This is a genomic window from Arthrobacter sp. Y3221087 (assembly GCF_059089905.1).
Window position 1 is genome coordinate 95,709 of the sequence record NZ_JBNHFE010000004.1, and the last position, 22,551, is coordinate 118,259.

General features: G+C 68.1%; 19 protein-coding genes. 13 read left to right on the forward strand and 6 right to left on the reverse strand.

The genetic code is table 11. The features are described from left to right. Positions 1-8: 8 nt before the first annotated feature. Positions 9-1,772 (forward strand): acetyl/propionyl/methylcrotonyl-CoA carboxylase subunit alpha, encoded by a 1,764-nt coding sequence (locus tag AC5RUO_RS13945; protein ID WP_494103831.1) that lies wholly within the window; start codon positions 9-11, stop codon positions 1,770-1,772. 32 nt (positions 1,773-1,804) lie between these two features. After that, positions 1,805-2,491 (forward strand): GntR family transcriptional regulator, encoded by a 687-nt coding sequence (locus AC5RUO_RS13950; protein WP_494052048.1) that lies wholly within the window; start codon positions 1,805-1,807, stop codon positions 2,489-2,491. An 86-nt stretch (positions 2,492-2,577) separates the two neighbouring features. Here AC5RUO_RS13950 and AC5RUO_RS13955 read toward each other — a convergent pair whose 3' ends face one another. Both AC5RUO_RS13955 and AC5RUO_RS13960 read right to left on the reverse strand, forming a co-directional pair. Further along, positions 2,578-3,363, reverse strand: coding sequence for a putative hydro-lyase (locus tag AC5RUO_RS13955; protein ID WP_494103832.1), 786 nt, complete (start codon positions 3,361-3,363; stop codon positions 2,578-2,580). Beyond that, on the reverse strand, positions 3,360-4,577 hold the full coding sequence (locus AC5RUO_RS13960) for an NRAMP family divalent metal transporter (RefSeq protein ID WP_494010784.1): 1,218 nt from the start codon (positions 4,575-4,577) through the stop codon (positions 3,360-3,362). The genes AC5RUO_RS13955 and AC5RUO_RS13960 overlap by 4 nt, the downstream gene beginning before the upstream one ends. Before the next feature lie 269 nt (positions 4,578-4,846). Here AC5RUO_RS13960 and AC5RUO_RS13965 point away from each other — a divergent pair, with 269 nt between their 5' ends. From AC5RUO_RS13965 to AC5RUO_RS13975, 3 genes are read left to right on the forward strand one after another with little or no spacing between them, the layout of a single operon-like run. Then, positions 4,847-6,445 (forward strand): PucR family transcriptional regulator, encoded by a 1,599-nt coding sequence (locus tag AC5RUO_RS13965; protein WP_494103833.1) that lies wholly within the window; start codon positions 4,847-4,849, stop codon positions 6,443-6,445. After that, on the forward strand, positions 6,442-7,392 hold the full coding sequence (locus tag AC5RUO_RS13970) for a glutaminase (protein WP_494010786.1): 951 nt from the start codon (positions 6,442-6,444) through the stop codon (positions 7,390-7,392). Before AC5RUO_RS13965 ends, AC5RUO_RS13970 begins: the two co-directional genes overlap by 4 nt. 52 nt (positions 7,393-7,444) lie before the next feature. Then, positions 7,445-9,196, forward strand: coding sequence for a thiamine pyrophosphate-dependent enzyme (locus AC5RUO_RS13975; RefSeq protein WP_494103834.1), 1,752 nt, complete (start codon positions 7,445-7,447; stop codon positions 9,194-9,196). 120 nt (positions 9,197-9,316) lie between these two features. On the opposite strand, the gene AC5RUO_RS13980 is transcribed toward AC5RUO_RS13975, so the two are convergent. Together AC5RUO_RS13980 and AC5RUO_RS13985 are read right to left on the reverse strand one after the other, a co-directional pair. Further along, positions 9,317-9,646 (reverse strand): GYD domain-containing protein, encoded by a 330-nt coding sequence (locus AC5RUO_RS13980; RefSeq protein WP_494052052.1) that lies wholly within the window; start codon positions 9,644-9,646, stop codon positions 9,317-9,319. Positions 9,647-9,793: 147 nt separating this feature from the next. Next, positions 9,794-10,138 (reverse strand): hypothetical protein, encoded by a 345-nt coding sequence (locus AC5RUO_RS13985; RefSeq protein WP_009358690.1) that lies wholly within the window; start codon positions 10,136-10,138, stop codon positions 9,794-9,796. Between the two features lie 256 nt (positions 10,139-10,394). Here AC5RUO_RS13985 and AC5RUO_RS13990 point away from each other — a divergent pair, with 256 nt between their 5' ends. The 4 genes from AC5RUO_RS13990 to AC5RUO_RS14005 all read left to right on the forward strand — a co-directional run bounded on the left by AC5RUO_RS13990 (position 10,395) and on the right by AC5RUO_RS14005 (position 13,351). Then, complete coding sequence (locus AC5RUO_RS13990; RefSeq protein ID WP_494103943.1) at positions 10,395-10,610, forward strand: hypothetical protein; 216 nt, start codon at positions 10,395-10,397, stop codon at positions 10,608-10,610. 75 nt (positions 10,611-10,685) lie between these two features. Next, positions 10,686-11,759: an NAD(P)H-dependent flavin oxidoreductase gene (locus tag AC5RUO_RS13995; RefSeq protein ID WP_494103835.1), complete on the forward strand. Its 1,074-nt coding sequence runs from the start codon at positions 10,686-10,688 to the stop codon at positions 11,757-11,759. A gap of 114 nt (positions 11,760-11,873) precedes the next feature. Next, positions 11,874-12,509 carry a hypothetical protein gene (locus tag AC5RUO_RS14000; protein ID WP_494103836.1) on the forward strand — a complete coding sequence of 212 codons (636 nt, stop codon included), beginning with the start codon at positions 11,874-11,876 and terminating at the stop codon, positions 12,507-12,509. A gap of 80 nt (positions 12,510-12,589) precedes the next feature. Beyond that, positions 12,590-13,351: a YcnI family copper-binding membrane protein gene (locus AC5RUO_RS14005; protein ID WP_494103837.1), complete on the forward strand. Its 762-nt coding sequence runs from the start codon at positions 12,590-12,592 to the stop codon at positions 13,349-13,351. Between the two features lie 108 nt (positions 13,352-13,459). Here AC5RUO_RS14005 and AC5RUO_RS14010 read toward each other — a convergent pair whose 3' ends face one another. Then, positions 13,460-13,717 carry a hypothetical protein gene (locus AC5RUO_RS14010; protein WP_494010984.1) on the reverse strand — a complete coding sequence of 86 codons (258 nt, stop codon included), beginning with the start codon at positions 13,715-13,717 and terminating at the stop codon, positions 13,460-13,462. Here AC5RUO_RS14010 and AC5RUO_RS14015 point away from each other — a divergent pair. After that, complete coding sequence (locus AC5RUO_RS14015; protein ID WP_494010985.1) at positions 13,704-14,099, forward strand: DUF4232 domain-containing protein; 396 nt, start codon at positions 13,704-13,706, stop codon at positions 14,097-14,099. The genes AC5RUO_RS14010 and AC5RUO_RS14015 overlap by 14 nt on opposite strands. A 114-nt stretch (positions 14,100-14,213) precedes the next feature. Here the strand turns inward: AC5RUO_RS14015 and AC5RUO_RS14020 are convergent, their stop codons facing one another. After that, the gene (locus tag AC5RUO_RS14020; protein ID WP_494010986.1) at positions 14,214-14,675 is read right to left on the reverse strand and encodes a DUF4383 domain-containing protein; all 462 of its coding nucleotides are present in this window, start codon (positions 14,673-14,675) and stop codon (positions 14,214-14,216) included. 188 nt (positions 14,676-14,863) lie between these two features. On the opposite strand from AC5RUO_RS14020, the gene AC5RUO_RS14025 reads away from it, so the two are divergent. The 3 genes from AC5RUO_RS14025 (at position 14,864) to AC5RUO_RS14035 (ending at position 22,546) form a co-directional block, all read left to right on the forward strand. Continuing rightward, positions 14,864-16,408 (forward strand): FAD-dependent oxidoreductase, encoded by a 1,545-nt coding sequence (locus AC5RUO_RS14025; protein ID WP_494010792.1) that lies wholly within the window; start codon positions 14,864-14,866, stop codon positions 16,406-16,408. Between the two features lie 110 nt (positions 16,409-16,518). Next, positions 16,519-21,723 carry an Lhr family helicase gene (locus AC5RUO_RS14030; protein WP_494103944.1) on the forward strand — a complete coding sequence of 1,735 codons (5,205 nt, stop codon included), beginning with the start codon at positions 16,519-16,521 and terminating at the stop codon, positions 21,721-21,723. Next, entirely contained in the window at positions 21,716-22,546 is an 831-nt protein-coding gene (locus AC5RUO_RS14035) for an Fpg/Nei family DNA glycosylase (protein ID WP_494052057.1), read from the forward strand. Before AC5RUO_RS14030 ends, AC5RUO_RS14035 begins: the two co-directional genes overlap by 8 nt. Positions 22,547-22,551 lie beyond the last annotated feature (5 nt).

Here is a 22,551-nt window from a genome sequence, read left to right on the forward strand (position 1 = left end):
AAGCAGCCATGAAAAAAGTCCTGATCGCCAACCGCGGCGAGATTGCCGTCCGGATCGCCCGCGCCTGCGCCGATGCAGGCCTGGCGTCCGTCGCCGTCTATTCGGATCCCGATGCCGACGCCCTGCACGTGCGCCTCAGCGACGAGGCCTACGCCCTGGACGGGTCCGCCAGCGCCGAGACCTACCTGAACATCGGGAAACTCCTGGCAGTGGCAGCCCGCGCCGGTGCCGACGCCGTCCACCCCGGCTACGGTTTCCTGTCCGAGAACGCGGACTTTGCGCAGGCAGTGCTCGACGCTGGACTCACGTGGGTGGGCCCGTCGCCGGACGCCATCCGCAGCCTGGGCAACAAGGTGACGGCGCGGGAAATTGCCGTCCGCGCCGGTGCCCCGCTGGTCCCCGGTTCGGACGGGCCCGCCGCAAATGCCGACGAGGTCCGGGTGTTCGCCGAGCAGTACGGCGTTCCGGTGGCCATCAAGGCAGCCTTCGGCGGCGGCGGCCGCGGCCTGAAGATCGCCTACCGGATGGAGGACATCGACGACGCCTTCGACTCCGCGGTGCGAGAGGCAACCGTAGCTTTCGGCCGCGGCGAATGCTTCGTGGAGCGCTTCCTGGACCGGCCCCGCCACGTCGAAGCCCAGGTCATCGCCGACACGCACGGAAACGTGGTGGTGGTGGGCACCCGTGACTGCTCACTCCAGCGCCGCAACCAAAAGCTCGTGGAAGAGGCACCCGCGCCGTTCCTCACGCCGGAGCAGCGCAGCCGCATCCACGAGTCCGCCCGCGCCATCTGCCGGGAAGCCGGTTACACCGGGGCGGGCACCGTGGAGTACCTGGTGGCACCCGACGGCGTCATCTCCTTCCTCGAGGTCAACACCCGGCTGCAGGTGGAGCACCCGGTCACCGAGGAAACCTCCGGCATCGACCTGGTGCGCGAACAGTTCCGGATCGCCGCCGGGCTGCCGCTCTCCATCACCGAGGACCCCCAGCCCACCGGCCACGCCATCGAGTTCCGGCTGAACGCCGAAGACGCCGGCCGGGGCTTCCTGCCCTCCCCCGGGCCCGTGGACGTCTTCGAAGCACCCACCGGCCCCGGCATTCGCGTGGACTCCGGGGTCCGGTCAGGCTCCGTCATCCCGGCCGAATACGACTCCCTGATGGCCAAGCTGATCGTCCGCGGCGAGGACCGGGCGCAGGCGCTGCGCCGTGCCCGCGCCGCACTCGACGAACTGCGGATCGAAGGCGTGCCCACGGTGGTCCCCTTCCACCGCGCCGTGGTGCGGGACCCGGATTTCACGGCACCCGACCGGCTGGGCGTCTACACCACTTGGATTGAGTCCGAGTTCTCCGGCCGGCTCGCGGCCTCGCTAAAGAGCGGAATTGCCGGGCCCGTGGCGCGGCGCGAAACCCTCACCGTGGAAATCGACGGCAAGGCTGTCCAGCTGGGACTGCCGGCGCAGGTTTATGCCGCCCTGATGCACGGCGGCGCAGTTTCGGCAGGTGCAGCTTCGGCCGGCGCCCGCGACGCTGCCGGCAGCCACAGCGGCGACGCCGCTGGCGACGGCCGGGTTACCGCGCCGATGGGCGGCAACCTGGTCAAATGGCTGGCCGAGGACGGCGCCGAGGTGGCCGCCGACCAGCCCCTCGCCGTCGTGGAGGCGATGAAGATGGAAACCGTCGTATCCGCGTCCGGCGCCGGTACCTTCCGCCGCGGCGCGCAGGAGCCGGGGGCCGTCGTCGTGCGCGGCGAAGTGCTGGGGACGGTCAGCTAACATCAAATGTTGACGAAAGCGGGGGCAAAGACTTGGACACCGGAAAACACGGCACGGCAGAACACGCGCACACCACGGCGTGGATCGCGTCAGTGCTGCGGAGCCGCATCGCGGCCGGCGAACTGACCCCCGGGTCCAAGCTGTCCGAACAATCTCTGTCCACGTCGCTGGGCGTGTCCCGCAATACCCTGCGGCAGGCGTTCACCATCCTTGCCGGCGAATCGATTGTCACGCACATCCCCAACCGGGGCGTCTTCGTGGCATCGCCGGGCGAGGAGGAGGTGCGCGAGATCTACCGCATCCGCCGCACCATCGAACCTGCCGCCGTGCTCTGGGGTAAGCTCACTCCCCAGACGCTGGACGAGATGGAAGCCGTAGTTCTGCGCGCCCAGGTGGCCAGGAACGCCGGCTCCGTCACGGACATGGCGGACGCCAACCAGGCCCTGCACCGTGCGGTGGTGGGCCTGACGGGGAGCGCCACTCTGCAGGAACTGATGGACCGGGTGCTCGCCGAAATGCGTCTGGTCTTCCATGCCATGGCCTCCGCCCCCGACTTCCACAGCCACTACGTGGAGCGCAACGTGGAGCTCGTGAAGCGGCTCCGGGCGGGCGAGCGCGAGGCGGCGGCGGCCGGGCTGCGCGCCTACCTCGATGCCGCGGAAGCCGAGCTGCTGGGCCACCTGGCCGGCACTGCGCAACTGACCGACACGGGGCACTGACCCGGCAATTGTTAAGTGGAGAGGGCCTGCACCGGCTGGTGCAGGCCCTCTCCACTTTCAATGCGCCCCGTTTTCAAGGCGCAGGTTCAGGGAACCAGGTAGTCGCTGTCCCTTGCGTCGGTAATGAGCATGTGGCCCGGCGCGTGGCCGATGGCCAGCGGCGGCCGGGACTGCATCACGGCGGCCTGGGGTGTGACCCCACAGGCCCAGAACACGGGGATGTGGCCGTCCGGAATGGCCACGGCGTCGCCAAAATCCGGCCGGGCGAGGTCGCCGATGCCCAGTTCGTGTGGATTGCCCACGTGGACTGGCGCGCCGTGCACGGCCGGGTAGCGGGAGGTGATCCGGACCGCGTCGGCCACCTGGGAGGCGGGGACGGGGCGCATGGAGACCACCATTGGACCGGACATTGCGCCGGCCGGAGCGCACTGGCGGTTGGTGCGGTACATCGGCACGTTAACGCCCTGCTCGATATGGGCGATGCCGATGCCGCCGTCCTGTAGCGCGGCTTCGAACGTGAAGGAACAGCCGATCAGGAACGTCACCAGGTCATCCCGCCAGTGGCCGGTAATATCGGTGGGCTCATCCACCTTTTCGCCGTCGCGGTACACCGTGTACTTCGGCACGTCTGTGCGGATGTCCCCGCCGGCCAGCAGCGGGCCGCTGGTTTCGCCGGGCTCGAGGATGCCCAGGATGGGGCATGGCTTGGGATTGCGCTGGGCGAACAAAAGGAAATCGAAGGCGTGCTCCCGCGGAATGGCCAGGACGTTCGCCTGCGTGTACCCACGGGACCAGCCCGACGTCGGTTCCACCAGCCCTCCGCGGAACGCTTCGCGCGCCGCGGAGGGGAGGATGCTGGAGCGCTCCATCATGCCCACAGCTTGGCCAGGCCCAGGATCGAGTTCCAGCCGAGGAACACGGTGAGGACCCAGGCGGCGGCACCGACCAGGAGCAGCCACTTGGGGTAGGCGTAGCCGTGCATCAGGTCGCGCCGGCGCCAGGCCACCCAGAGCAGGACCGCAAAGCCCACCGGCAGGATCAGTCCGTTGAAGGCGCCGGCGAAGATCAGCAGCTGCTGGGGCGCCTGGCCGAGGAAGATGTACACGATGGTGCAGCCGGCAATGAATGCGACGGTGATGAGGTTCCGCTTGCGCTCGGGGGTGCGGGAGGAGGTGATGAAGGAGACGGAGGTGAAGGCTGCGCCGATGACCGAGGTGATGGCGGCTGCCCAGAGGACCACACCGAACATCCGCATGCCGATTTCACCGGCCGCTGCGCCGAAGGCCTCGGCGGCCATGTTGTTGCTGCTGAGGACCGTTCCGCCGGCCACGACGCCGAGGATGGCCAGGAAGAGCAGCACGCGCATCAGGCCGGTGGTCAGGATGCCCAGGATAGAGCTGCGGGTGATCTCCTTGACGTGCCGGACGCCGGTGGCACCGGAGTCGAGCATGCGGTGGGCGCCGGCGTAGGTGATGTAGCCGCCCACGGTGCCGCCCACCAGGGTGGTGATGATGAGGAAGTCCACCGTTTCGGGAAGGAACGTGTTCTTCAGTGCCTCGCCGAGCGGCGGGGCGGCGACGATGGCCACGTAGATCATCAGCAGGATCATGACGGCGCCCAGCAGCACCACGATCCGGTCCAGCGCCATGCCGGCCTTTTTGCTGAGGAAGATCAGGATGGCGACGACGGCCGAGACGGCGCCACCGATCTTCGGGTCCACGCCCATCATGGCGTTGGCTCCGAGGCCGGTACCGGCGATGTTGCCGATGTTGAAAACCACGCCGCCAAGGAACACCAGGCCGGAGAGGAACCAGCCGATGCCGGGAAGCACCTTGTTGCCAAGTTCCTGTGCCCGGAGTCCGGTGACGCCGATGACCCGCCAGACGTTCATCTGTACTGCGATGTCGATCAGGATCGAGGCCAGGATCGCGAAGGCGAACGCGGCCCCGATCTGGGCTGTGAATACCGTTGTCTGGGTGATGAAACCCGGTCCGATGGCGCTGGTGGCCATGAGGAACATGGCGCCGAGGAGCGCCGTACGCCGGGCGGAAGTGCTCAGGTTCAGTTTGATGCCGGGTTCTGCCATGGTTCCATCCATTGCCTTGGGTGACTGGAGTCACAATTATCGTCCCCAGCGACGATACAGGTTGTTGAACAATCTTGGCAAGGTATTGTTGAACAACTTTTTCGAATGGGGTGCTGTAACAGCAGCTTTCGGCACGGCCCTTCCATGGATCGGAAACCAAAAACGGGACCGCAGGCTTGGATTGCATTCCATAATCGGTGACCTTTGTGCTGGATACGATGAGGTGACCGGACAGAGCCGTCCGGCGGAGTCAACGCAAAAGGAAACTTATGGCCGCGGTTACGGTGGACGACATCCTCTCGGATCTCCCCTTGGGTTTCGCCAGCCTCATCCTCCGGCCCTCCCCCGGCCGGTCGGCCATCGAGCGGCTCCTGATCCTGGACGCCGACGACGGGACCGCGGATGCAGCAGGCGCGTTTGTCCTGCTGATCGGCGTACGCGGCCGTTCGGCCTTGCCGGCCCTGCGCCGGCTCCTGCAGAATCCCCCGCCGGTGGTGGCCATCAAGGGCAACCGGGAAGACGTTGCCGAGGCGGAGGAACTCCTGCACAATGCCGGGGCCGGGCTGCTCCTGGTGGATCCAGGAGCAGATTGGGACCGCCTGCTGTCCATTGGGAAGGACAGGATCCAGCCGCGCAGCTACCAGAGCGAGGTGCTGACCCTGCTCGAGGAGGACCTGTTTGCCATCGCCCAGACCACGGCGCGGTTGACCTCAAGCCATGTGGTCATCGAGGACGCCGCCAACAAGGTCCTTGCCTACTCCACAGTCACCAACGACATTGACGAACTGCGGAAGGCCTCCATCCTGGCCCGCCGTGGGCCGCGGAAGTACGAACTGCTGCTCAAGGACCTGGGCGCCTACCGTGAACTCCACCGCACCCGGCTGCCTGTGCGCGTCCCGGCCAGGCCGCAGGACGGGCTGCGCGAACGGGTGGCCGTCACCCTGTTCGCCGGGGACCGGATCATGGGCTACATCTGGCTCCAGGAAACCGGGGAGGGCTTTGGACCGGACGTCGATTACGTCCTGACAGGATCCGCCGCGCGGGTTTCCGCGGAGCTGATCCGCTACCGCAACAAGCAGTCCGTGCACATGCGGGAAGACCGCATTGTCCGGCTCCTGTCCGGTCCGGCTGAGGCCGCGGCCAGCGCCCACAGCGAGAAAATTCCGGCGGACCGTCCGGCCGCCCTGGTCCTCATCGGAATGTCGGCCGCAGACTCCCAGGCCGACGACGCGGCACTCAAGCACGGCGAACTGGCCAACCTCGCATCCATCCACGCCGCCGCGTACAAGGCCTCCGCCGTCGTCGGGCAGTTCAATGGCGATACCGCGGTGATCGTCCCGGGGCTGCAGCCGAGCACCTCCGAACCGGGGCTGCGCACCCTCGCCGAGGCCATCGTCCGGGATGCCCGCAAGCACCTCGGCCTTACCCCCTTTGCCGCCGTCGGTCCCATCGTTCCGGACCTGTTGTCCATCCATACGGCCACCCGCATCACCGAAGCCCTGCTGGCCTGCGTGGGGAGTGCGGATACGGTTGCCGTTGCCACGGTGGACGACTTCGAGGAGGAGATCCTCTTCCGCGAGGCGGTCCGCAATTTCACGTCGTCCCCCTTCCGGCACCGCAGCCTGGCGGCGCTGCTCCAGCAGGACGCCGAGCTCGCCGCGACCCTGCACGCGTATTTCGATACGTCCTTCGACGTCGCCGAGTGCGCCAAACGCATGAACCTCCACAAGAACACCGTCTACTACCGGGTCAGCAAGGCCGCGCGGGTAACCCGCCTGGACTTCGGCAACCCCCGCCATTCCCTCGTCGCCCTGCTCCACATCCAGGAGTGGGCAGCCAACCATCACGATCTTCCAGGCAGGAAATGACCGCAACACTCCAGGCACCACCTCTGGGTGCCCTCCTCAACGACATCGTCAGCAGCCACCGTCCCCGCCGGGAAGCGGGATCCGTTCCCGGCAACATTCCCTCCCTCGCGGAGGTCCCGTTCGACAGGTTCGGGATCGCGGTGGCCACCACGTCCGGCGAAGTGTTCAGCTCCGGGGACGCACACGTCCCGTTTTCCATCCAGAGCATTTCCAAGGTCTTCACGCTGGCCATGGCCCTGCAGGGCGGCAAGGCCGGTGCGCTCTGGCCACGGGTCCTGCGCGAGCCGTCCGGAACGTCCTTCAATTCGCTGGTGCAGCTGGAAGTGGAACACGGCATTCCTCGCAACCCGTTCATCAATGCGGGTGCCCTGGTGGTCACGGACCACCTGATGGAGGAAACGTCCGACGCCGCCACGCAGCTTCTGCGGTTCCTCACCGAACAGGCAGGGAGCAGGCCGGGGAACGGGAAGCCCGGGCCCTTCATCGACGAGGCCGCGGCTGCCAGCGAGCTGGCCCGCAGCAGCCGCAACCTGGCACTGGCCCACTTCCTGAAGGACTTCGGCAATCTCCGGCGGCCAGCAGAAGCGGTGGTGGAAAGCTACGTCCGCCAGTGTTCGATCATGATGTCCTGCGCTGAACTCGCCACCGCCGGGCTTTTCCTGGCCCGGGACGGCCAGGGCGCCCAGGGACCTGTCCTGTCCCCCAGCGAGGCCAAAAGGATCGGTTCCATCATGCTGACCTGCGGGATGTACGACGCCGCCGGCGAGTTTGCCTACCGCGTGGGCCTGCCGGGCAAAAGCGGGGTGGGCGGCGGAATCCTGGTCATCGTTCCAGGCAAATGCGCCATCTGCGTCTGGAGCCCGCGGCTGGACGCCAAAGGCAATTCGCTGGCCGGCACTGCCGCCCTCGCCGAACTCTCCGACCTCACCGGCTGGTCCGTGTTCTAGGCCCAGCCTCCCAACTTCCTCTCCCTCCAGAACACCTACCTTAAGAAAGAACATGACACCAGAGCCGCAATCCACCCTGGCCACCTCCCGCACCACGCCCGCCGCAGAAGCGCCTGCCGCCGTCGAAACCACCCGGACGGAGGAACAGCCGCATCCGGACGCAGCCACCCCCGCCTTCAAATCGGCGGGGCACGTGATTGTTGATTCCCTCGTGGCCCACGGCGTGGAACGAACATACGTGGTCCCCGGCGAGAGCTTCCTGGACGTGCTGGACGGCCTGCACAACTCCGACATCCAGACCATCGTCTGCCGGCACGAGGGCGGTGCCGCGTACATGGCCGAGGCGGACGGGAAAATGCACCAGCGTCCCGGCGTGGCCATGGTGACGCGGGGCCCCGGCGCCGCGAACGCACATGTGGGGCTGCACACCGCGTGGCAGGACTCCACCCCCATGCTGCTCTTCGTGGGCCTGATCCCCTTCGCCCATCGGGACCGGGAGGCGTTCCAGGAGTTCGACATCAAGGCCTGGTTCGATACCGGCGCGAAGCGTGTCATGACCCTGGACCATCCGGAGCGGGCATCCGAAATTGTGGCGGAGGCAATGTTTGCAGCCATGAGTGGACGGCCCGGGCCGGTGGTGGTGGGACTGCCGGAGGACATCATCCGGCAGGAGATCAGCCCGGTGCTGCACCCGGCCATCCCGGTTGCTGCAGGCGGCATGGCAAGGACGGATGCAGCGGCCCTCCGGGCGGCCCTGGCGGAATCGAGCAAACCGCTCTTCGTGACGGGCGGCAACGACTGGACGCAGGACGCGGCAGACCAGCTCAGCGCCTGGCTGGAGGAGCACCAAATTCCGGCCGCGGCGGAATGGCGGACACAGGGAACAGTGCCCTTCGACTCCCCCTCCTACGTTGGCCCCATCGGCTACGGCAGGCCCCGCCCCACGTACGACCTGCTGGAGGAAACCGACCTGCTGGTGTTCGTTGGGACGGTGCCGGGCGACGTGATCACGGACGGCTTTGTCTGCCGGCAGGACTGGAACAAGAAGAACTTCCTGGTGACTGCCGATCCTTCACTGCGCGGCCGCTCCGGCCCGGTGTCCCGGCAGATCCTGGCCAAGCCGGAGGCCTTTGTCCGCGAGCTTCGGGACATCCGCCTGCCGGTGAAGGATGAGTGGAAGGCCTGGACAGGCCGGATGCGGGCGGAGCAGGAACGGTTCGCGGCACTTCCTCCGGCTGCTCCGGCACCTGGCCAGGCCCGGATGGACACCCTGATGGCGAACCTCGTACCCAAGCTGCCGGCGGATGCCATGGTGACCTTCGGGGCGGGCGAGCACACCAACTGGGCGCACCGGTACTTCCCCACCCGCCGCTATGCGTCCATGATCAGCGCCCGCAACGGCTCCATGGGCTACTCCGTGCCGTCAGCCATCGCGGCTTCCCTGGATGATCCGCGACGGCGCGTGGTCACTATCGCGGGCGACGGCGAGTTCCTCATGAACGGGCAGGAGCTGGCCACCGCCGCCCAGTACGGTGCCACACCGCTGGTAATCGTGATGGACAACCAGGAATACGGCACCATCCGCACGCACCAGGAGCGGCACTACCCAGCCCGGATTTCCGGCACCCAACTGCAGAACCCCGACTTTGGGCTGATGGCCAGGGCTTTTGGCGGTTTTGGCATCACGGTTACGGAGGACGAGGACATTCCGGCAGCGCTGGACGCTGCACTGGCGGCCATCGACCAGGACAACGTCTTTGCCCTGATCCATTTGGTTGTGGAGCAGCGGGTCAAGGCGTACTGACGAAAGCCCGGCGGGCGCTGGGGCGCGCCCATGCCGGGAACCTCTGGGGGGCACCAATGAAGGCAAGGCGACGACGGCGGGAAGTACCGCCGTCGTCCGCCTCCCCGCGGAGCCGGACAGTTACTCCGTTCCCGGCGGCCGGTACTTGATATCCCGGGCCTTTTGGAGCGCCTCCATTGTTTCCTCAACAGTGAGGAGAACTGTGGTTTCGAAGGAGCTGAGCGCACCTCCCCCGCTGATGGCAACGGCCACGGCGGCCATGGACACGTTGTCCGGCGCTTCCCACAGGTTGTAGCCGTCATGGCCGCCAAAGCCGTACCAGAATCCGTGAAGCTTTCCGCCCACCGACTCTATGTAGGCCTGCGCAGCTTTCCGCCGGTCTTCAGGAGTGCTGATCAGCCGGGACCAGGTCTCCGGGGTGTAGCTGAATTTCGAGAGATAAAGAGGCATGGCCCTGTCCTGTCGTGGGTGCCTGTACTGCGGATGCACCCAGAATGGCAGGCCGGCCCCGGGTCAGCAATGACCGATTTCGGCTGCAGTTCCGGGGCCGGCCGCCGTCCTGCCAACTCCAGGGCCAAGACCGTGCCGGGACTGTGGCTACAGCTTGTCCGTGCGGTCCTCACCCTTGTGGCCTGCGCCCCGGAGGTTTTCCTGGACCTTGCCGAACAGGTCCTTGATGGTGGATTCGGCGTTAGTGATGACGTCCACCGGCACGTAAACGTCGTGTGTGAGCGGCAGGTCGTATTCATCCTTCAGGTGCGTGCCGTTTCCGACCCCCTGCAGGGACAAGTAGACCATCGCCTCCGTCCGGGCGACTCCGGCGAGTTTCCCAAAGACGACTGTGAACTCGTTGGGCTGGAAGCTGATGGTCTGGCCGATGTGGTTGCGGCCAAGCTCACCAGCGGGAACAACCTTTTCCGACTGGCTTCCGGTGTAGTCCATGAATATCTCCTTGGATCGTCTGGCACTTACGAACGCAGTCTAACGCCGCACGCTCCTGCGTCCCCAGTGCCTGGCTTAGGCCCCGGACCGGAAAGTGAAAGCATGTCCAGCACTCTGCCCGTGCACTGGAGGGCTGCACAAGCGGCCGGCGGCCGGCGTGGTCAGTCCTCCATTGAAGCCACCGGGTCCGCACCTGTTTGATGGCAGGAACGGCTGGACAGCCGCCCGACCACCTAAGGAAAATCCCGTGACCTCAATGGCGAACCGCGTCAAGAGCCCCACCCGCTGGGACGAAGTGGAAATTGGCGACACCGTGGAACTCCGGCGCGACGGCGCCCGCGTCCATGCCGGGCTGGTGGATTCCCGCACTGCAGACGGCGACGTAGTGTGGGTCGTCGCCCCGGCCGGTGGCCGCCGGCTGTTCCACATTTCCGACGGCTACGACCTGGTGGAGTCACCGGCGCCGCAATAACCGGCCGGAACGGCAGCGGGGGCTTTGCAAGACTAGGGACGGACCCGCACATAGGCAACCAGCCAGGAGACAGCCATGCCCCAGCCGGACTTCACCGCTTTCCGCAGCACCCCCATCACCGAACTGCTGGGCATCGACGCGCCCGTGGTCCTTGGACCCTTCGGCGGCGTCTCCTCCGTGCAGCTCACTGCAGCCGTGAGCGACGGCGGCGGGCTGGGTTCCTACGGCCTGTACGGCTACGACGGGGTTGCCATTCGCCGGACGGCGGCGGACCTTCGCGCCGCCACTGTCAGGCCTTTCGCCCTCAACCTGTGGATCCCCACCGGCGATGAAGCCGAGGCCGTGGACCAGGACGACTTTGACCGCTTCACCAGCCTGCTGAAGCCGTACTTCCAGGAACACGGGATCCCGCTGCCGGAGATGCCCGCACGGTACCTGCCGGACTACGGCGAGCAGGTGGAGGCCACGCTGGAAGCCTGTCCCGCCGTCGTCAGTTTTGTGTTCGGTGTCCCTGCACCCGAGGTGGTGGAGGACGCCCACCGTCACGGCATCAAGGTGCTCGGCACCGCCACGACCGTGGAGGAGGCCGTGGCGCTGGAGGCCGGCGGCGTGGACGCCGTGGTGGCCAGCGGCATGGAGTCCGGCGGGCACCGCGTGTCCTTCCTGCGGCCGGCAGAAGAGTCGCTCATTGGCACCTTCGCCCTGGTCCCCCAGGTTGCCGACGCCGTGCGCATCCCGGTGATAGCTGCCGGCGGAATCGCCGACCGGCGCGGGGTTGCTGCTGCGTTTGCCCTCGGCGCGGAAGCCGTACAGGTTGGGACCGCGTTCCTGGCCACCCGCGAGTCGGCCGCGGTCCCGGCCTACCGCTCGCTGCTTTTCAGCCCGTCGGCCGGCCGGACGGTCCTCACCCGGGCGCTCAGCGGCAGGCTGGCCCGCGGCATCCCCAACCGCGTCACCACCGACCTGGCCGATGCCCGGTCCATCGCGCCGTTCCCCGTCCAGAACTGGCTGACAGCGCGCTTCCGGCCCGAGGCCGCCGCCCGCGGGAACACCGGACTCATGTCCCTCTGGGCCGGCCAGGCCGCTCCCCTGATCCGGCACGACACCGCCGCGGATGTCCTCGCCGAACTGCTGGCCGGCGTCGGATAGCGGGACATACAGAGAGCGGCGGCACCTGCCGGCGTGCCAATCACCGATAGAATCTGGACCGGCGGAACCACGACCGGGATACCGCCGGCAACCGCTACGGGGAGAGGAGGAGCCGTGCCGACACACCAGCCGCGCGCGCCCTTCCACCTCCTCCGCTCCTCGGCCCTCGCCGCCGCGATGCTTGCCCTGGGGGCAGGGGCCCACGTGGCGGGCGGGGGCGAACTTCCGGCCCCCGGCATCATGCTGGCCATCCTGGCCCTGACCGGACTCGCCAGCACCTCCGCCACCCGGCTGCGGCTCACCTTTCCCGCTGTGGGTGCGCTCCTTGGCACCGGACAGCTGGTCCTGCATGAGGCGTTCACCGCGTTCAGCGCCCCGGCCCTCGCACTGGGACCGGCCAGCCTGCATGCCGGCCACCAGCATGGCGGAGGCGCACCGGTGCTTCCCGAGCTGGTTACCGTCGCGGGTCATGCATCCGCCGGCGATCCCGGTTCGGCACCGCTGATGCTGGCCGCGCATGCTTTGGCGACCCTGGGCTGCGCGCTGTTGCTGGCCAGGGGCGAGGATGCCTTGTGGGCCCTGGCCGCCTGGCTTCGTCCGCTCGCGGGGTTCCCCCGCGCAAAGGCGCCCGACGCCGTTCCCCGGGTTTTCGCAGTATTCCCGCCTGCCGCCGTTCCCCGCCGTCCCTGGCGGAACCTGCGGCAAGACAGCCGGCGCGGCCCGCCTTCCGCCGTCGCGCTTTGTTCCTAACCCCGCGCCGCATTCACTGCCGGCGGGGCATTCAAAACTTCTGCACGCCCTGTGCGGGCGTGCGCCAGAAAGGCAACCCCATGAACACTTCCATCTTTCGCCGTACGCTGACCACCGCCGCCGCCACGGGCGGCGCCGCAACCCTGCTGCTTGCAGCGGCGGGCGGTGCCGCGGCGCATGTCGGCGTCACGCCGGACAAGACCGACGCCAACTCCTACGCCCTCCTCACGTTCGGGATTCCCCATGGCTGTGACGAGTCCGGCACCACCAAGGTGGCTATCACCCTGCCCGCCGAACTGAACGACGCCCAACCAACGGTCAACCCCAACTGGGCCGTTGAAAAGGTGACAGAGCAGCTCGCCGAGCCCAAGAAGCTCGCCGACGGAACATCCATCACCAAGCGGACCAGCCAGATCGTCTACACCGCCAAGGAACCCCTGCCGCATGACCTCCGCGACGCACTGGTTTTGTCCGTAAAGCTTCCTGACGCGGCGGGCAGCACGCTGCACTTCCCCACCCTTCAGACCTGCGAAACGGGCCAGACCGACTGGTCCCAGATCGCGAAGGACGGCGAGGACCCGCATTCCCTGGAGGCACCGGCGCCGTCCATCACCGTGACGGCGGCTGAGAGCGCCGGCGGGCACGGGGCGGAAGGCGCAGCGCACTCAGCGCACGAGGCCCCCGCCGAACCAGAACAGGCCGCAGCCGTAACGGACAGCGGAGCTGAAGCCCGCAGCTGGGCAGGGCTCGCTGCAGGCGTGGGCGGGCTGGTCCTGGGCGGGGCAGCCCTGCTGCGGAGCGGAGCCCGGCGTAAGGCCACGGACGGCGCAGCCACCAGGTAGCCAAGGTTTGGTGCCCGGATCATCACGATCCGGGCATCAAAACCGCCGCCAGGCCCGCGGCATCGTTGACGCCGGCAACCGCTGCCGCGAAGGTTGTGCCATGAGGTCTCAGAGAATCTTCCAGGGGATAGCCATGTCGACGGCGGCCGCAGCGGCTGCCTTGCTACTCACCGCCTGCGGTCCAAGCCAGCCGCAGACCCAGGCGACCACGACGGCGCCGGGTACCGGCGCGCCCAGCCCGAGCGCGACGTCTGCGCCGCCGTCGTCCGCTCCGCCGTCCTCCGCCGCTCCGACGGCCACCGCTCCGGCAACGGCCGCTCCTGCGGCACCGGGCCTGTGCAAGGCCGCGGGGCTGACCGCGGCCACCGATGCATCCGGCGGGGGCGCTGCGGGCAGCGTCTATATGAAACTAAACCTCACCAACAGCGGCACGGAGCCCTGCCTGCTCAAGGGCTACGCGGGAGTGTCCCTGGCGGCGGACAACGCCGGGGAGCCCATCGGAGCGCCGGCCAGCCGTGAGGATTCAACACCTGTCACGGACGTCCTCCTGGCACCCGGCCAGACCGGCACGGCCGTCCTGCGCTACACCCAGGCCGGAAACTACATGGACTGCGCCATGGTGGACGCCGCCGGCTACCGCATCTACCCGCCGGAGGACACTGCCTCGCTGTTTGTGCCCCAGCCCACCAAGGCATGCAGCAACGCCGGCATCACGCTGCTCAGCATCGGGGCGTTCCAGCCGGCGTAGCTCCGCCGGGGCTTCCCTACAGACGACTGCAGGCGGTCCGGCATGTGCCGGGCCGCCTGCAGTTTCTTGTAAGTACCGCGAACCTGTGGCTGCGCGGTTGTGTTTCAGTACCTGTTAGTGGGCCGTGGTGGGGCGGCCGGCGCGGGCAGTACCGCGAGAGAGAGCAAAGCCCAGGCCAAGCATGCCAACACCAAGGACAAAGTGCAGCCAGTTGGCCGCCATGTTCACAGGGATGAAGTTGACCGGCGTCTCCAGACCGATCAGCAGGCCGTATAGCCAGAGGACCAGGTAGATGGCGCCACCTATTATCAGGTAGTTCTTGGACTGAGCGGCACTGCGGGCCATAGCGATACCGGCGGCGCCGAACAGCAGATGGACGATGTTGTGCAGCACAGAAACCTGGAAGAGGCCCAGCAGCAGCGCCTGGGACTCGTGCCCGGCGAAGCCCATGGTCTCGTAGTTGGCGGTGATGCCAGGAATGAAGCCGAGCACACCCACCAGGAGGAAGACCGCTCCCACGGCGAGGGCTGCTTTTTGAATGTTGGTCCGGCCTACGGTACGACCGTCGGAACTCATGCTTGTCATGATTTCTCCTGCTGTTTGTCGTTTTCGTTTTCCATGGCTGCCGGGCTGCGCCTGACCATAGACTACCCCGACAAAGTAAGTATACTTAGCAACTGCGGAACCGATAGGTCAGGTCTATAACGGACCCATTACAAACTGGCCCCACCAGGCCACTGAGACCGGAGGCAGGTTGAATTGGCATGACGTCGATTTGGTTGGACCGCAGCGCGGCTTTCACTTCCGATCCGTTCGAGCCCGACACCAAGTACGACACGGTGGTGGCCGGTGCAGGACTGACCGGCCTGGTCACCGCGCTGCTGCTGGCCCGCTCCGGCCAAAAGGTCCTGGTTCTCGAGGCGCGGCATCCAGGCGCCGTCACCACCGGCAACACCACGGCCAAGGTAACCCTGCTGCAGGGCACCTTCCTGTCCCAGCTTGCCCGCCAGTACTCCCAAAAGCAGGTGCAGGCCTACGTTGACGGCAACCGTGAAGGCCAGGCCTGGCTGCTGCGCTACCTCGACGACCATGGCGTACCGTACCAGCGCCGCGACGCCTACACCTATGCGGCAACTGCGCAGGGGACGGAAAAGCTGCGCGAGGAGGTAAGCGCCGGAACCACGGCGGGGCTCGCCATGGAATACGTGCGCGACGCCGGCCTGCCGTTCGCCGTGCACGGCGCCGTCCGCCTCCCCGACCAGGCGCAGATCCATCCCATGGAGGTAGTGGACACGCTGGTGGCGGACATCCGCGGACGGGGCGGCACGGTTGTGGGCGGCGTGCGGCTGCGGGACGTCGCCGGAGACCTTCCGTCAGTGGTGCGGACCAGCCGGGGCAGCGTGCGCGCGGACCGGGTAGTGCTTGCCACCGGCATCCCGGTCCTGGACCGCGGCCTGTACTTCGCCAAGCTGAAGCCCAGCCGGTCCTATGCGGCAGCCCTTGAGCTGCAGGAGGGGCAGGAGCCGCCGGCCGGGATGTACATCTCGGTGGAACAGCCCACGCACTCGCTGCGCGATTACGAACACGACGGCCGCAGGCTCCTGCTGGTGGGCGGCCACGGGCACCACGTGGGCCGGGCGGAGTCCGAGAAGGCGCATCTTCAAGGGCTTCTCGACTGGACCCGGCAGCACTATCCTGGCGCGAGGACCACGCACGCCTGGTCCGCACAGGACTACATGGCCACCAACCTGATGCCGTTCTTCGGCAAGCTTCCCCGCGGCAAGGGGCATGTCTACTTCGGCACCGGATACAACAAGTGGGGCATGACCAACTCAGTCGCCGCAGCACTGGCGATTTCCGCCGATATCCTGGGCGGCAATGTGCCTTGGGCGGACACCATCCACCACCGGGTCACGTCCCCCTCCGGGGCGTTCTCCGCCGTCGCCCTTAACGCAGGCGTGGCAGCCAAGCTTGCCTCCGGATGGGGGCAGCTGGCGGCGGAAGGCCTGAAGACGGAAGGCACAAGGGCACTGAAACGGGGCAAGGACCTTCCTGCGGCCGCGCCGGTTGTTCCCGCCGAAGGCGAAGGGAAGGTGTACCGCGAAGGGACCCGCCCGGTGGCCGTTTCTACCGTTGACGGGACCACGTGCAAGCTCTCGGCTGTCTGCACGCACCTGGGCGGCATTGTGCACTGGAATGACAACGAAAGGACCTGGGACTGCCCCCTGCACGGTTCCCGATTCGCCAGCGACGGCACATTGCTGGAAGGACCGGCCACCAGGGACCTGCCGCAGGACAAGAAGGGTTGAGCCCAGGTTCCGCGGGCGCCGGCAGTCCTGTCGGTGGCCTGGGGCATGATGGAGGCATGAACCAGGAAGAGCCCTCCCGGGGCGGCAGGCGTCCGGTGGAAGCCGCGCCCATGGCCCAGTTCAGCAGGCCAACCCGCGACTGGTTCCTGGGCGCTTTTTCCCAAGCCACCCCTGCCCAGGCCGGGGCCTGGAACGCCATCTCCTCAGGTTCGCATGCCCTGGTGGTGGCGCCCACCGGTTCGGGCAAGACCCTCGCCGCTTTCCTGTGGGCCCTGGACCGGCTCCTCAGCTCCGCTGCCGCCCCGGGGCCGCCTGCGGAGGAGGAAGCGGCCTCGTCCAAGCGCCCGGCGAAGGGCAGGAAGCCCCGGGCTCCGAAGCGCAAGACCCGCGTTCTCTACATTTCGCCGCTGAAAGCCCTGGGGGTCGACGTCGAACGGAACCTGCGCTCCCCGCTGATCGGCATTACCCAGACCGCCAAGCGCCTGGACCTTCCCGCTCCCCTGATCACCGTGGGCGTCAGGTCCGGGGACACCACCGCGGCGGACCGGCGTGCGTTGCTGAGCAACCCGCCGGACATCCTTATCACCACCCCCGAGTCGCTGTTCCTGATGCTCACCTCCAGGGCGCGTGAAACCCTCACCGAGGTGGACACCATCATCATCGACGAAGTCCATGCCGTGGCCGGAACCAAACGTGGCGCACACCTTGCCGTGTCGCTCGAGCGGCTTGATGCCCTGCTGCCCAAGCCTGCCCAGCGGATCGGGCTTTCGGCCACGGTGGAGCCCCGGGAACTGGTAGCCCAGTTCCTGGCCGGTTCGGCACCTGTGGAGATTGTTGCCCCGCCTGCCAGTAAGAACTGGGACCTCACGGTGTCCGTGCCGGTGGAGGACATGTCCGACCTCCAGGGCGCCGCCGGGGCGTTCGATTCCGGCCCGGCCTCCGGGCTCCAGCCGCAGGCCTCCATTTGGCCGCACGTGGAGGAGAAGATCGTTGACCTGGTGCTGGCCAACCAGTCAACCATCGTTTTCGCCAACTCCCGCCGGCTGTCCGAACGGCTGACTGCCCGGCTCAACGAGATCTACGCCGAACGGCAACTGGTGGCGGCCGGCGGCGGCTGGGACGATCCCACAGCGGAAGGGCCGGGAGCTGCCGGCTCCGGGCCGGCCGTCCCGCCGTCGGGCATTCTTGCGTCCACTGCCACGCCCGCGCACATGATGGCCCAGGCAGGCAGTTCGGCGGGCGCGGACCCGGTGCTGGCGCGGGCGCACCACGGCTCGGTCTCCAAGGACCAGCGGGCACTCATCGAGGACGACCTGAAGTCGGGCCGGCTGCGCTGCGTGGTGGCCACCTCGTCACTGGAACTCGGCATCGATATGGGAGCCGTGGACCTGGTGGTGCAGGTGGAGTCGCCGCCGTCGGTGGCCAGCGGTCTGCAGCGCGTGGGGCGGGCGGGACACCAGGTGGGCGAAGTCTCCCAGGGTGTCCTGTTCCCCAAGCACCGCGCTGACCTGGTACACACCGCCATCACCGTGGAACGGATGCTGAACGGTAAGATTGAACGCCTCAGCATCCCGGCCAACCCGCTGGACATCCTGGCCCAGCAGACGGTGGCCGCCACCGCACTGGGGAGCATCGACGTCGAGGAGTGGTTCGCAACTGTCCGGCGCTCCGCCCCCTTCGCTTCGCTCCCCCGCTCGGCGTTCGAGGCCACCCTCGACCTGCTGGCCGGGCGCTATCCGTCGGATGAATTCGCCGAGCTCAGGCCACGGATTGTCTGGGACCGCAACGCCGGGACCATCGAGGGCAGGCCCGGGGCCCAGCGCCTGGCCGTGACGTCCGGCGGCACCATCCCGGACCGCGGCTTGTTCGGCGTGTACATCATTGGCACCGAGGTAGAAGGCTCCGCCTCCCCCACCGGTGACGGCAAGCCGGCTCCCGCGCCCAAAGGCGGCCGCCGCGTGGGCGAGCTGGACGAGGAAATGGTGTACGAGTCCCGGGTGGGCGACGTCTTCGCGCTGGGTGCCACCAGTTGGAAGATCGAGGACATCACCCACGATCGCGTACTGGTGTCCCCGGCCTTTGGCCAGCCCGGCAAGCTGCCGTTCTGGAAGGGCGATTCGTTGGGCCGGCCGGTGGACCTGGGCCGGGCGCTGGGCGCGTTCGTCCGCGAATTGTCCGCGTCCGACGCCGGCCCCGCCACCGAGCGCTGCAAGGCGAGCGGGCTGGACGAGTTCGCCGCCAACAACCTGATCCAGTACCTGACGGAGCAAAAGCAGGCCACGGAGGTGGTGCCAAGCGACACCACCCTGGTGGTGGAGCGGTTCCATGACGAGCTAGGCGACTGGCGGGTGATCCTGCACAGCCCGTTCGGCATGCCCGTGCACGCACCCTGGGCCCTCGCCGTGGGGCAGCGGCTCCACCAGCGGTACGGCCTGGACGGCTCCGCCATGGCGGCCGACGACGGCATTGTCCTGCGCGTGCCCATGATGGAGGACGAGCCTCCGGGCGCGGAGCTATTCCTCTTCGACCCGGAAGAGCTGGAACAGATTGTCACCGCCGAGGTGGGCGGCAGTGCATTGTTCGCGTCACGGTTCCGGGAATGCGCTGCGCGGGCGCTCCTGCTCCCCCGCCAGACGCCCGGGAAGCGGCAGCCGCTGTGGCAGCAGAGGCAGCGCTCAGCGCAGTTGCTGGACGTCGCCAGGAAATACCCCACGTTCCCCATCGTGCTGGAGACGGTGCGCGAGTGCCTGCAGGACGTCTACGACCTCCCCGCCTTGAAGGACATCGCCGCCTCCGTGGAACGGCGCGAACTGCGGATCGTACAGACCACCACCCAGCAGCCGTCGCCGTTCGCCAAGTCCCTGCTGTTCGGGTACGTGGCCCAGTTCCTTTACGAGGGCGATTCACCCCTGGCGGAACGGCGGGCCGCGGCGTTGGCCCTGGACTCCACGCTCCTCAATGAGCTGCTGGGCCGCGTGGAACTGCGGGAACTGCTGGACGCAAGGGTCATCGAAACCACCGAGCGGGAGCTGCAGCGGCTGGCCCCGGACCGGAGGGCACGGGGGCTCGAGGGCGTGGCCGACCTGTTGCGGCTGCTCGGGCCGCTGACGCCGGAAGAGGTGGCGGCCAGGCTGCAGGGCGAGGACAACGCACCCGGGGAAAATGCCGCCGGCCCGGCTGCCGCAGATGGTGACGTTGAACCAACGGATGCCGAGCTCGCCGCGGGACTGGACGGCCGCGGGGGTGCATCCGAGGCAGCCCACGGCAGCATTGGGTCCGCAACGGCCCACCTGGCAGCGCTGCAGCGCGCCAACCGGGCCATCAAAGTAAACATCGGCGGGGTTGAACGGTTCGCCGCCGTTGAGGACGCCGCCCGGCTGCGCGATGCCTTGGGCGTGCCTCTGCCCATGGGCGTTCCCCTGGCCTTTATCGAGCCGGTGGCGGATCCGCTCGGGGATCTCGTCTCCCGCTATGCCCGCACCCATGGCCCGTTTACGGCTGCTGAAGCGGCAGCGCGGCTGGGACTGGGCGTGGCGGTGGTGGGCACCGCCCTCAAGCGGCTCGCCGCGGACGGACGGGTAGTGGAAGGCGAGTTCCGGCCGAACGCGGCCCCACCGGGCAGTACAGTCCACGCGGGCAGTGCAGCCCAGCCGGGCAGTGCCGACCTGCCGGCAGGCATCGATGGTGCCGGTGCCGAAGGATTGGACGCCGGGCCGCTTGAGCCCGACGACGACGAAGCCGCCGCCGGTTACCTTGCAGGCGATGACGACCTTGATGTTGCGGGGGAAGAAGAGGACGAGGAGCTCGCGCCGACCGAAACGGCGCACCTGCCGGCGGTTGGGCACGCGGCACCGGAACTCCCGCACGCCAGCGTCAGCGAATGGTGCGACGCCGAGGTGCTGCGCAAGCTCCGCCGCCGTTCGCTGGCGGCACTGCGGGCCGAAGTGGAACCGGTGGATGCCGCCGCCTACGGCCGGTTCCTTCCTGCCTGGCAGCACGTGCGCGTTCCGGGCGGCGGTCGCGGCCAGCCGTCGCTTCGCGGCCTGGACGGCATCATTACCGCCATTGACCAGCTTTCCGGGGTGCCCGTCCCCGCGTCCGCCTGGGAGCCGCTCATCCTGGCCAGCCGGGTGTCCAACTACCAGCCGGCCATGCTGGACGAACTCATGGCTACCGGGGAGGTCCTGTGGTCCGGGGCCGGAGCCCTGCCGGGAAATGACGGCTGGATCAGCCTGCACCTTGCGGACTCGGCGGAGCTCACCTTGAACCCCGCTCCGGAGTACCAGCCGGGCGACGCCGGGCAACGCCTGCTCGACCACCTGCGCGCCAACGGCGGCGGCTATTTCTTCCGCCAATTGACGGACATCGCGGGCGGCATGGACTCGGTGCTCAGCGACCAGGACGTGGTGACTGCGCTCTGGGAGCTGGCGTGGGCCGGCCGCATCACAGGCGACACCTTCGCCCCCGTCCGTGCGCTGATCGCCGGCGGCCATACGGCGCATCGGCAGGTGGCACGCGCACCGCGGGCGAGGGCACCTCGGCTCAGTAGGCTGGGGCGTTCGCACGGCACCGGACTGATGGGGTCGCCGGGCCTTGCCGGTGGCCGCTTCGGCGGCTCGGGCGCCGCGGCAACTCCACCCCTGGCAGCCGGGCGCTGGTCCGCGCTGCCGGAACCGGAACTCGATCCCACCATCCATGCCCGGGCCACTGCCGAGCTCCTGTTGGACCGATATGGCGTTGTCACCAGGGGTTCGGTCATGGCCGAGCAGATCCTGGGCGGCTTCGGCCTGATGTACAAGGTGCTGGCCCGGCTGGAGGAAGCGGGGCGCTGCCGGCGGGGCTACTTCATCGAGCATCTGGGGGCGGCCCAGTTCGCCGTGCCGGCCACGGTTGACCGGCTGCGCTCCTACGCCGAGGACACCCAGCTCGCCCAACCGGAGCCGGCTGCCCTGGCCCTCGCCGCCACCGACCCCGCCAACCCCTACGGCGCGGCCCTTCCCTGGCCCGCCCTCCAGGACGACGCCGGAACCGGCCACCGCCCGGGACGGAAGGCCGGGGCGCTGGTGGTCCTTGTGGACGGAGCACTTGTCCTCTACGTGGAACGGGGCGGCAAGACCCTTCTCGCCTTTAGTGATGATGCTGCCGTCCTGGCCGCCGCGGGCACCGCCCTGGTGGGCGTCGTGACCCGTGGCGCCGTGGACAAGCTGGTCATGGAAAAGGTCAACGGGCACGGCATCCTGGACACCCCGGTGGCGGCCGCCCTCGGTTCCGCCGGAGCCTACTCCACCCCGAAGGGGCTGAGGATCCGTGCCTGAGGGCGATTCCGTGTGGCGGGCAGCCAACCAGCTGCACAAGGCCCTGGCCGGGCAGACCCTGCTGGCCTCAGACTTCCGTGTCCCCCGTTTCGCCACCCTGAACCTTGCCGGGTGGACGGTGGCCGAGGTGGTGCCCCGCGGCAAGCACCTCCTGATGCGGGTAGTGGGGCCCGACGGCAAGCGGCTCACCATCCATTCACACCTGAAGATGGAGGGCACCTGGCAGATCTACCCTGCGGGCGGCAGGTGGCGGAAACCCGGCTACACCGCCCGGTGTGTCCTGCGCACGGCAGCCGCGGACGCCGTCGGCTTTTCCCTGGGCATTGTGGAAGTGGTGGCCACTGACAACGAAGACTCCATCGTGGGGTTCCTCGGCCCGGACCTCCTGGGCCCGGACTGGGACCTGGACGAGGCCGAACGCCGGATCCGTTCAGCGCCTGCTGTCCCGGTGGGCGTGGCACTCCTGGACCAGCGGAACCTCGCCGGGATCGGCAACATCTACCGCTGCGAGGCCTGCTTCCTCTCCGGCGTCCACCCCGCCACTCCTGTTGCTGAGGTGGCGGACGTACGGACCATGATGACGGACGCCAAGCAACTGCTGGAGGTAAACCTCGGGCCCGGCCGCCGCGTCACCATCCTCAACGCCCGCGGCATGCCGGTGGGACGGATGGCCGGCCGGCCCGGCTATTGGGTGTACCGCCGCGAGCACCAGGCGTGCCTGAAATGCGGGACCCCTGTCCGGCGCGGACTGCTTGGCAAGCCGAACGGGGACGAGGAACGCGACATCTACTTCTGCCCCCGGTGCCAGCCGGAACCGAGGTAATCCAG

Excerpts from the sequence above, each read along its gene's own strand:
- AC5RUO_RS13945 (WP_494103831.1), top strand. The coding sequence starts at position 9 with ATGAAAAAAGTCCTGATCGCCAACCGCGGCGAGATTGCCGTCCGGATC.
- AC5RUO_RS13955 (WP_494103832.1), bottom strand. The coding sequence starts at position 3,363 with ATGATGGAGCGCTCCAGCATCCTCCCCTCCGCGGCGCGCGAAGCGTTC.
- AC5RUO_RS13960 (WP_494010784.1), bottom strand. The coding sequence starts at position 4,577 with ATGGCAGAACCCGGCATCAAACTGAACCTGAGCACTTCCGCCCGGCGT.
- AC5RUO_RS13965 (WP_494103833.1), top strand. The coding sequence starts at position 4,847 with ATGGCCGCGGTTACGGTGGACGACATCCTCTCGGATCTCCCCTTGGGT.
- AC5RUO_RS13970 (WP_494010786.1), top strand. The coding sequence starts at position 6,442 with ATGACCGCAACACTCCAGGCACCACCTCTGGGTGCCCTCCTCAACGAC.
- AC5RUO_RS13975 (WP_494103834.1), top strand. The coding sequence starts at position 7,445 with ATGACACCAGAGCCGCAATCCACCCTGGCCACCTCCCGCACCACGCCC.
- AC5RUO_RS13980 (WP_494052052.1), bottom strand. The coding sequence starts at position 9,646 with ATGCCTCTTTATCTCTCGAAATTCAGCTACACCCCGGAGACCTGGTCC.
- AC5RUO_RS13985 (WP_009358690.1), bottom strand. The coding sequence starts at position 10,138 with ATGGACTACACCGGAAGCCAGTCGGAAAAGGTTGTTCCCGCTGGTGAG.
- AC5RUO_RS13990 (WP_494103943.1), top strand. The coding sequence starts at position 10,395 with ATGGCGAACCGCGTCAAGAGCCCCACCCGCTGGGACGAAGTGGAAATT.
- AC5RUO_RS13995 (WP_494103835.1), top strand. The coding sequence starts at position 10,686 with ATGCCCCAGCCGGACTTCACCGCTTTCCGCAGCACCCCCATCACCGAA.
- AC5RUO_RS14005 (WP_494103837.1), top strand. The coding sequence starts at position 12,590 with ATGAACACTTCCATCTTTCGCCGTACGCTGACCACCGCCGCCGCCACG.
- AC5RUO_RS14020 (WP_494010986.1), bottom strand. The coding sequence starts at position 14,675 with ATGAGTTCCGACGGTCGTACCGTAGGCCGGACCAACATTCAAAAAGCA.
- AC5RUO_RS14025 (WP_494010792.1), top strand. The coding sequence starts at position 14,864 with ATGACGTCGATTTGGTTGGACCGCAGCGCGGCTTTCACTTCCGATCCG.
- AC5RUO_RS14030 (WP_494103944.1), top strand. The coding sequence starts at position 16,519 with ATGGCCCAGTTCAGCAGGCCAACCCGCGACTGGTTCCTGGGCGCTTTT.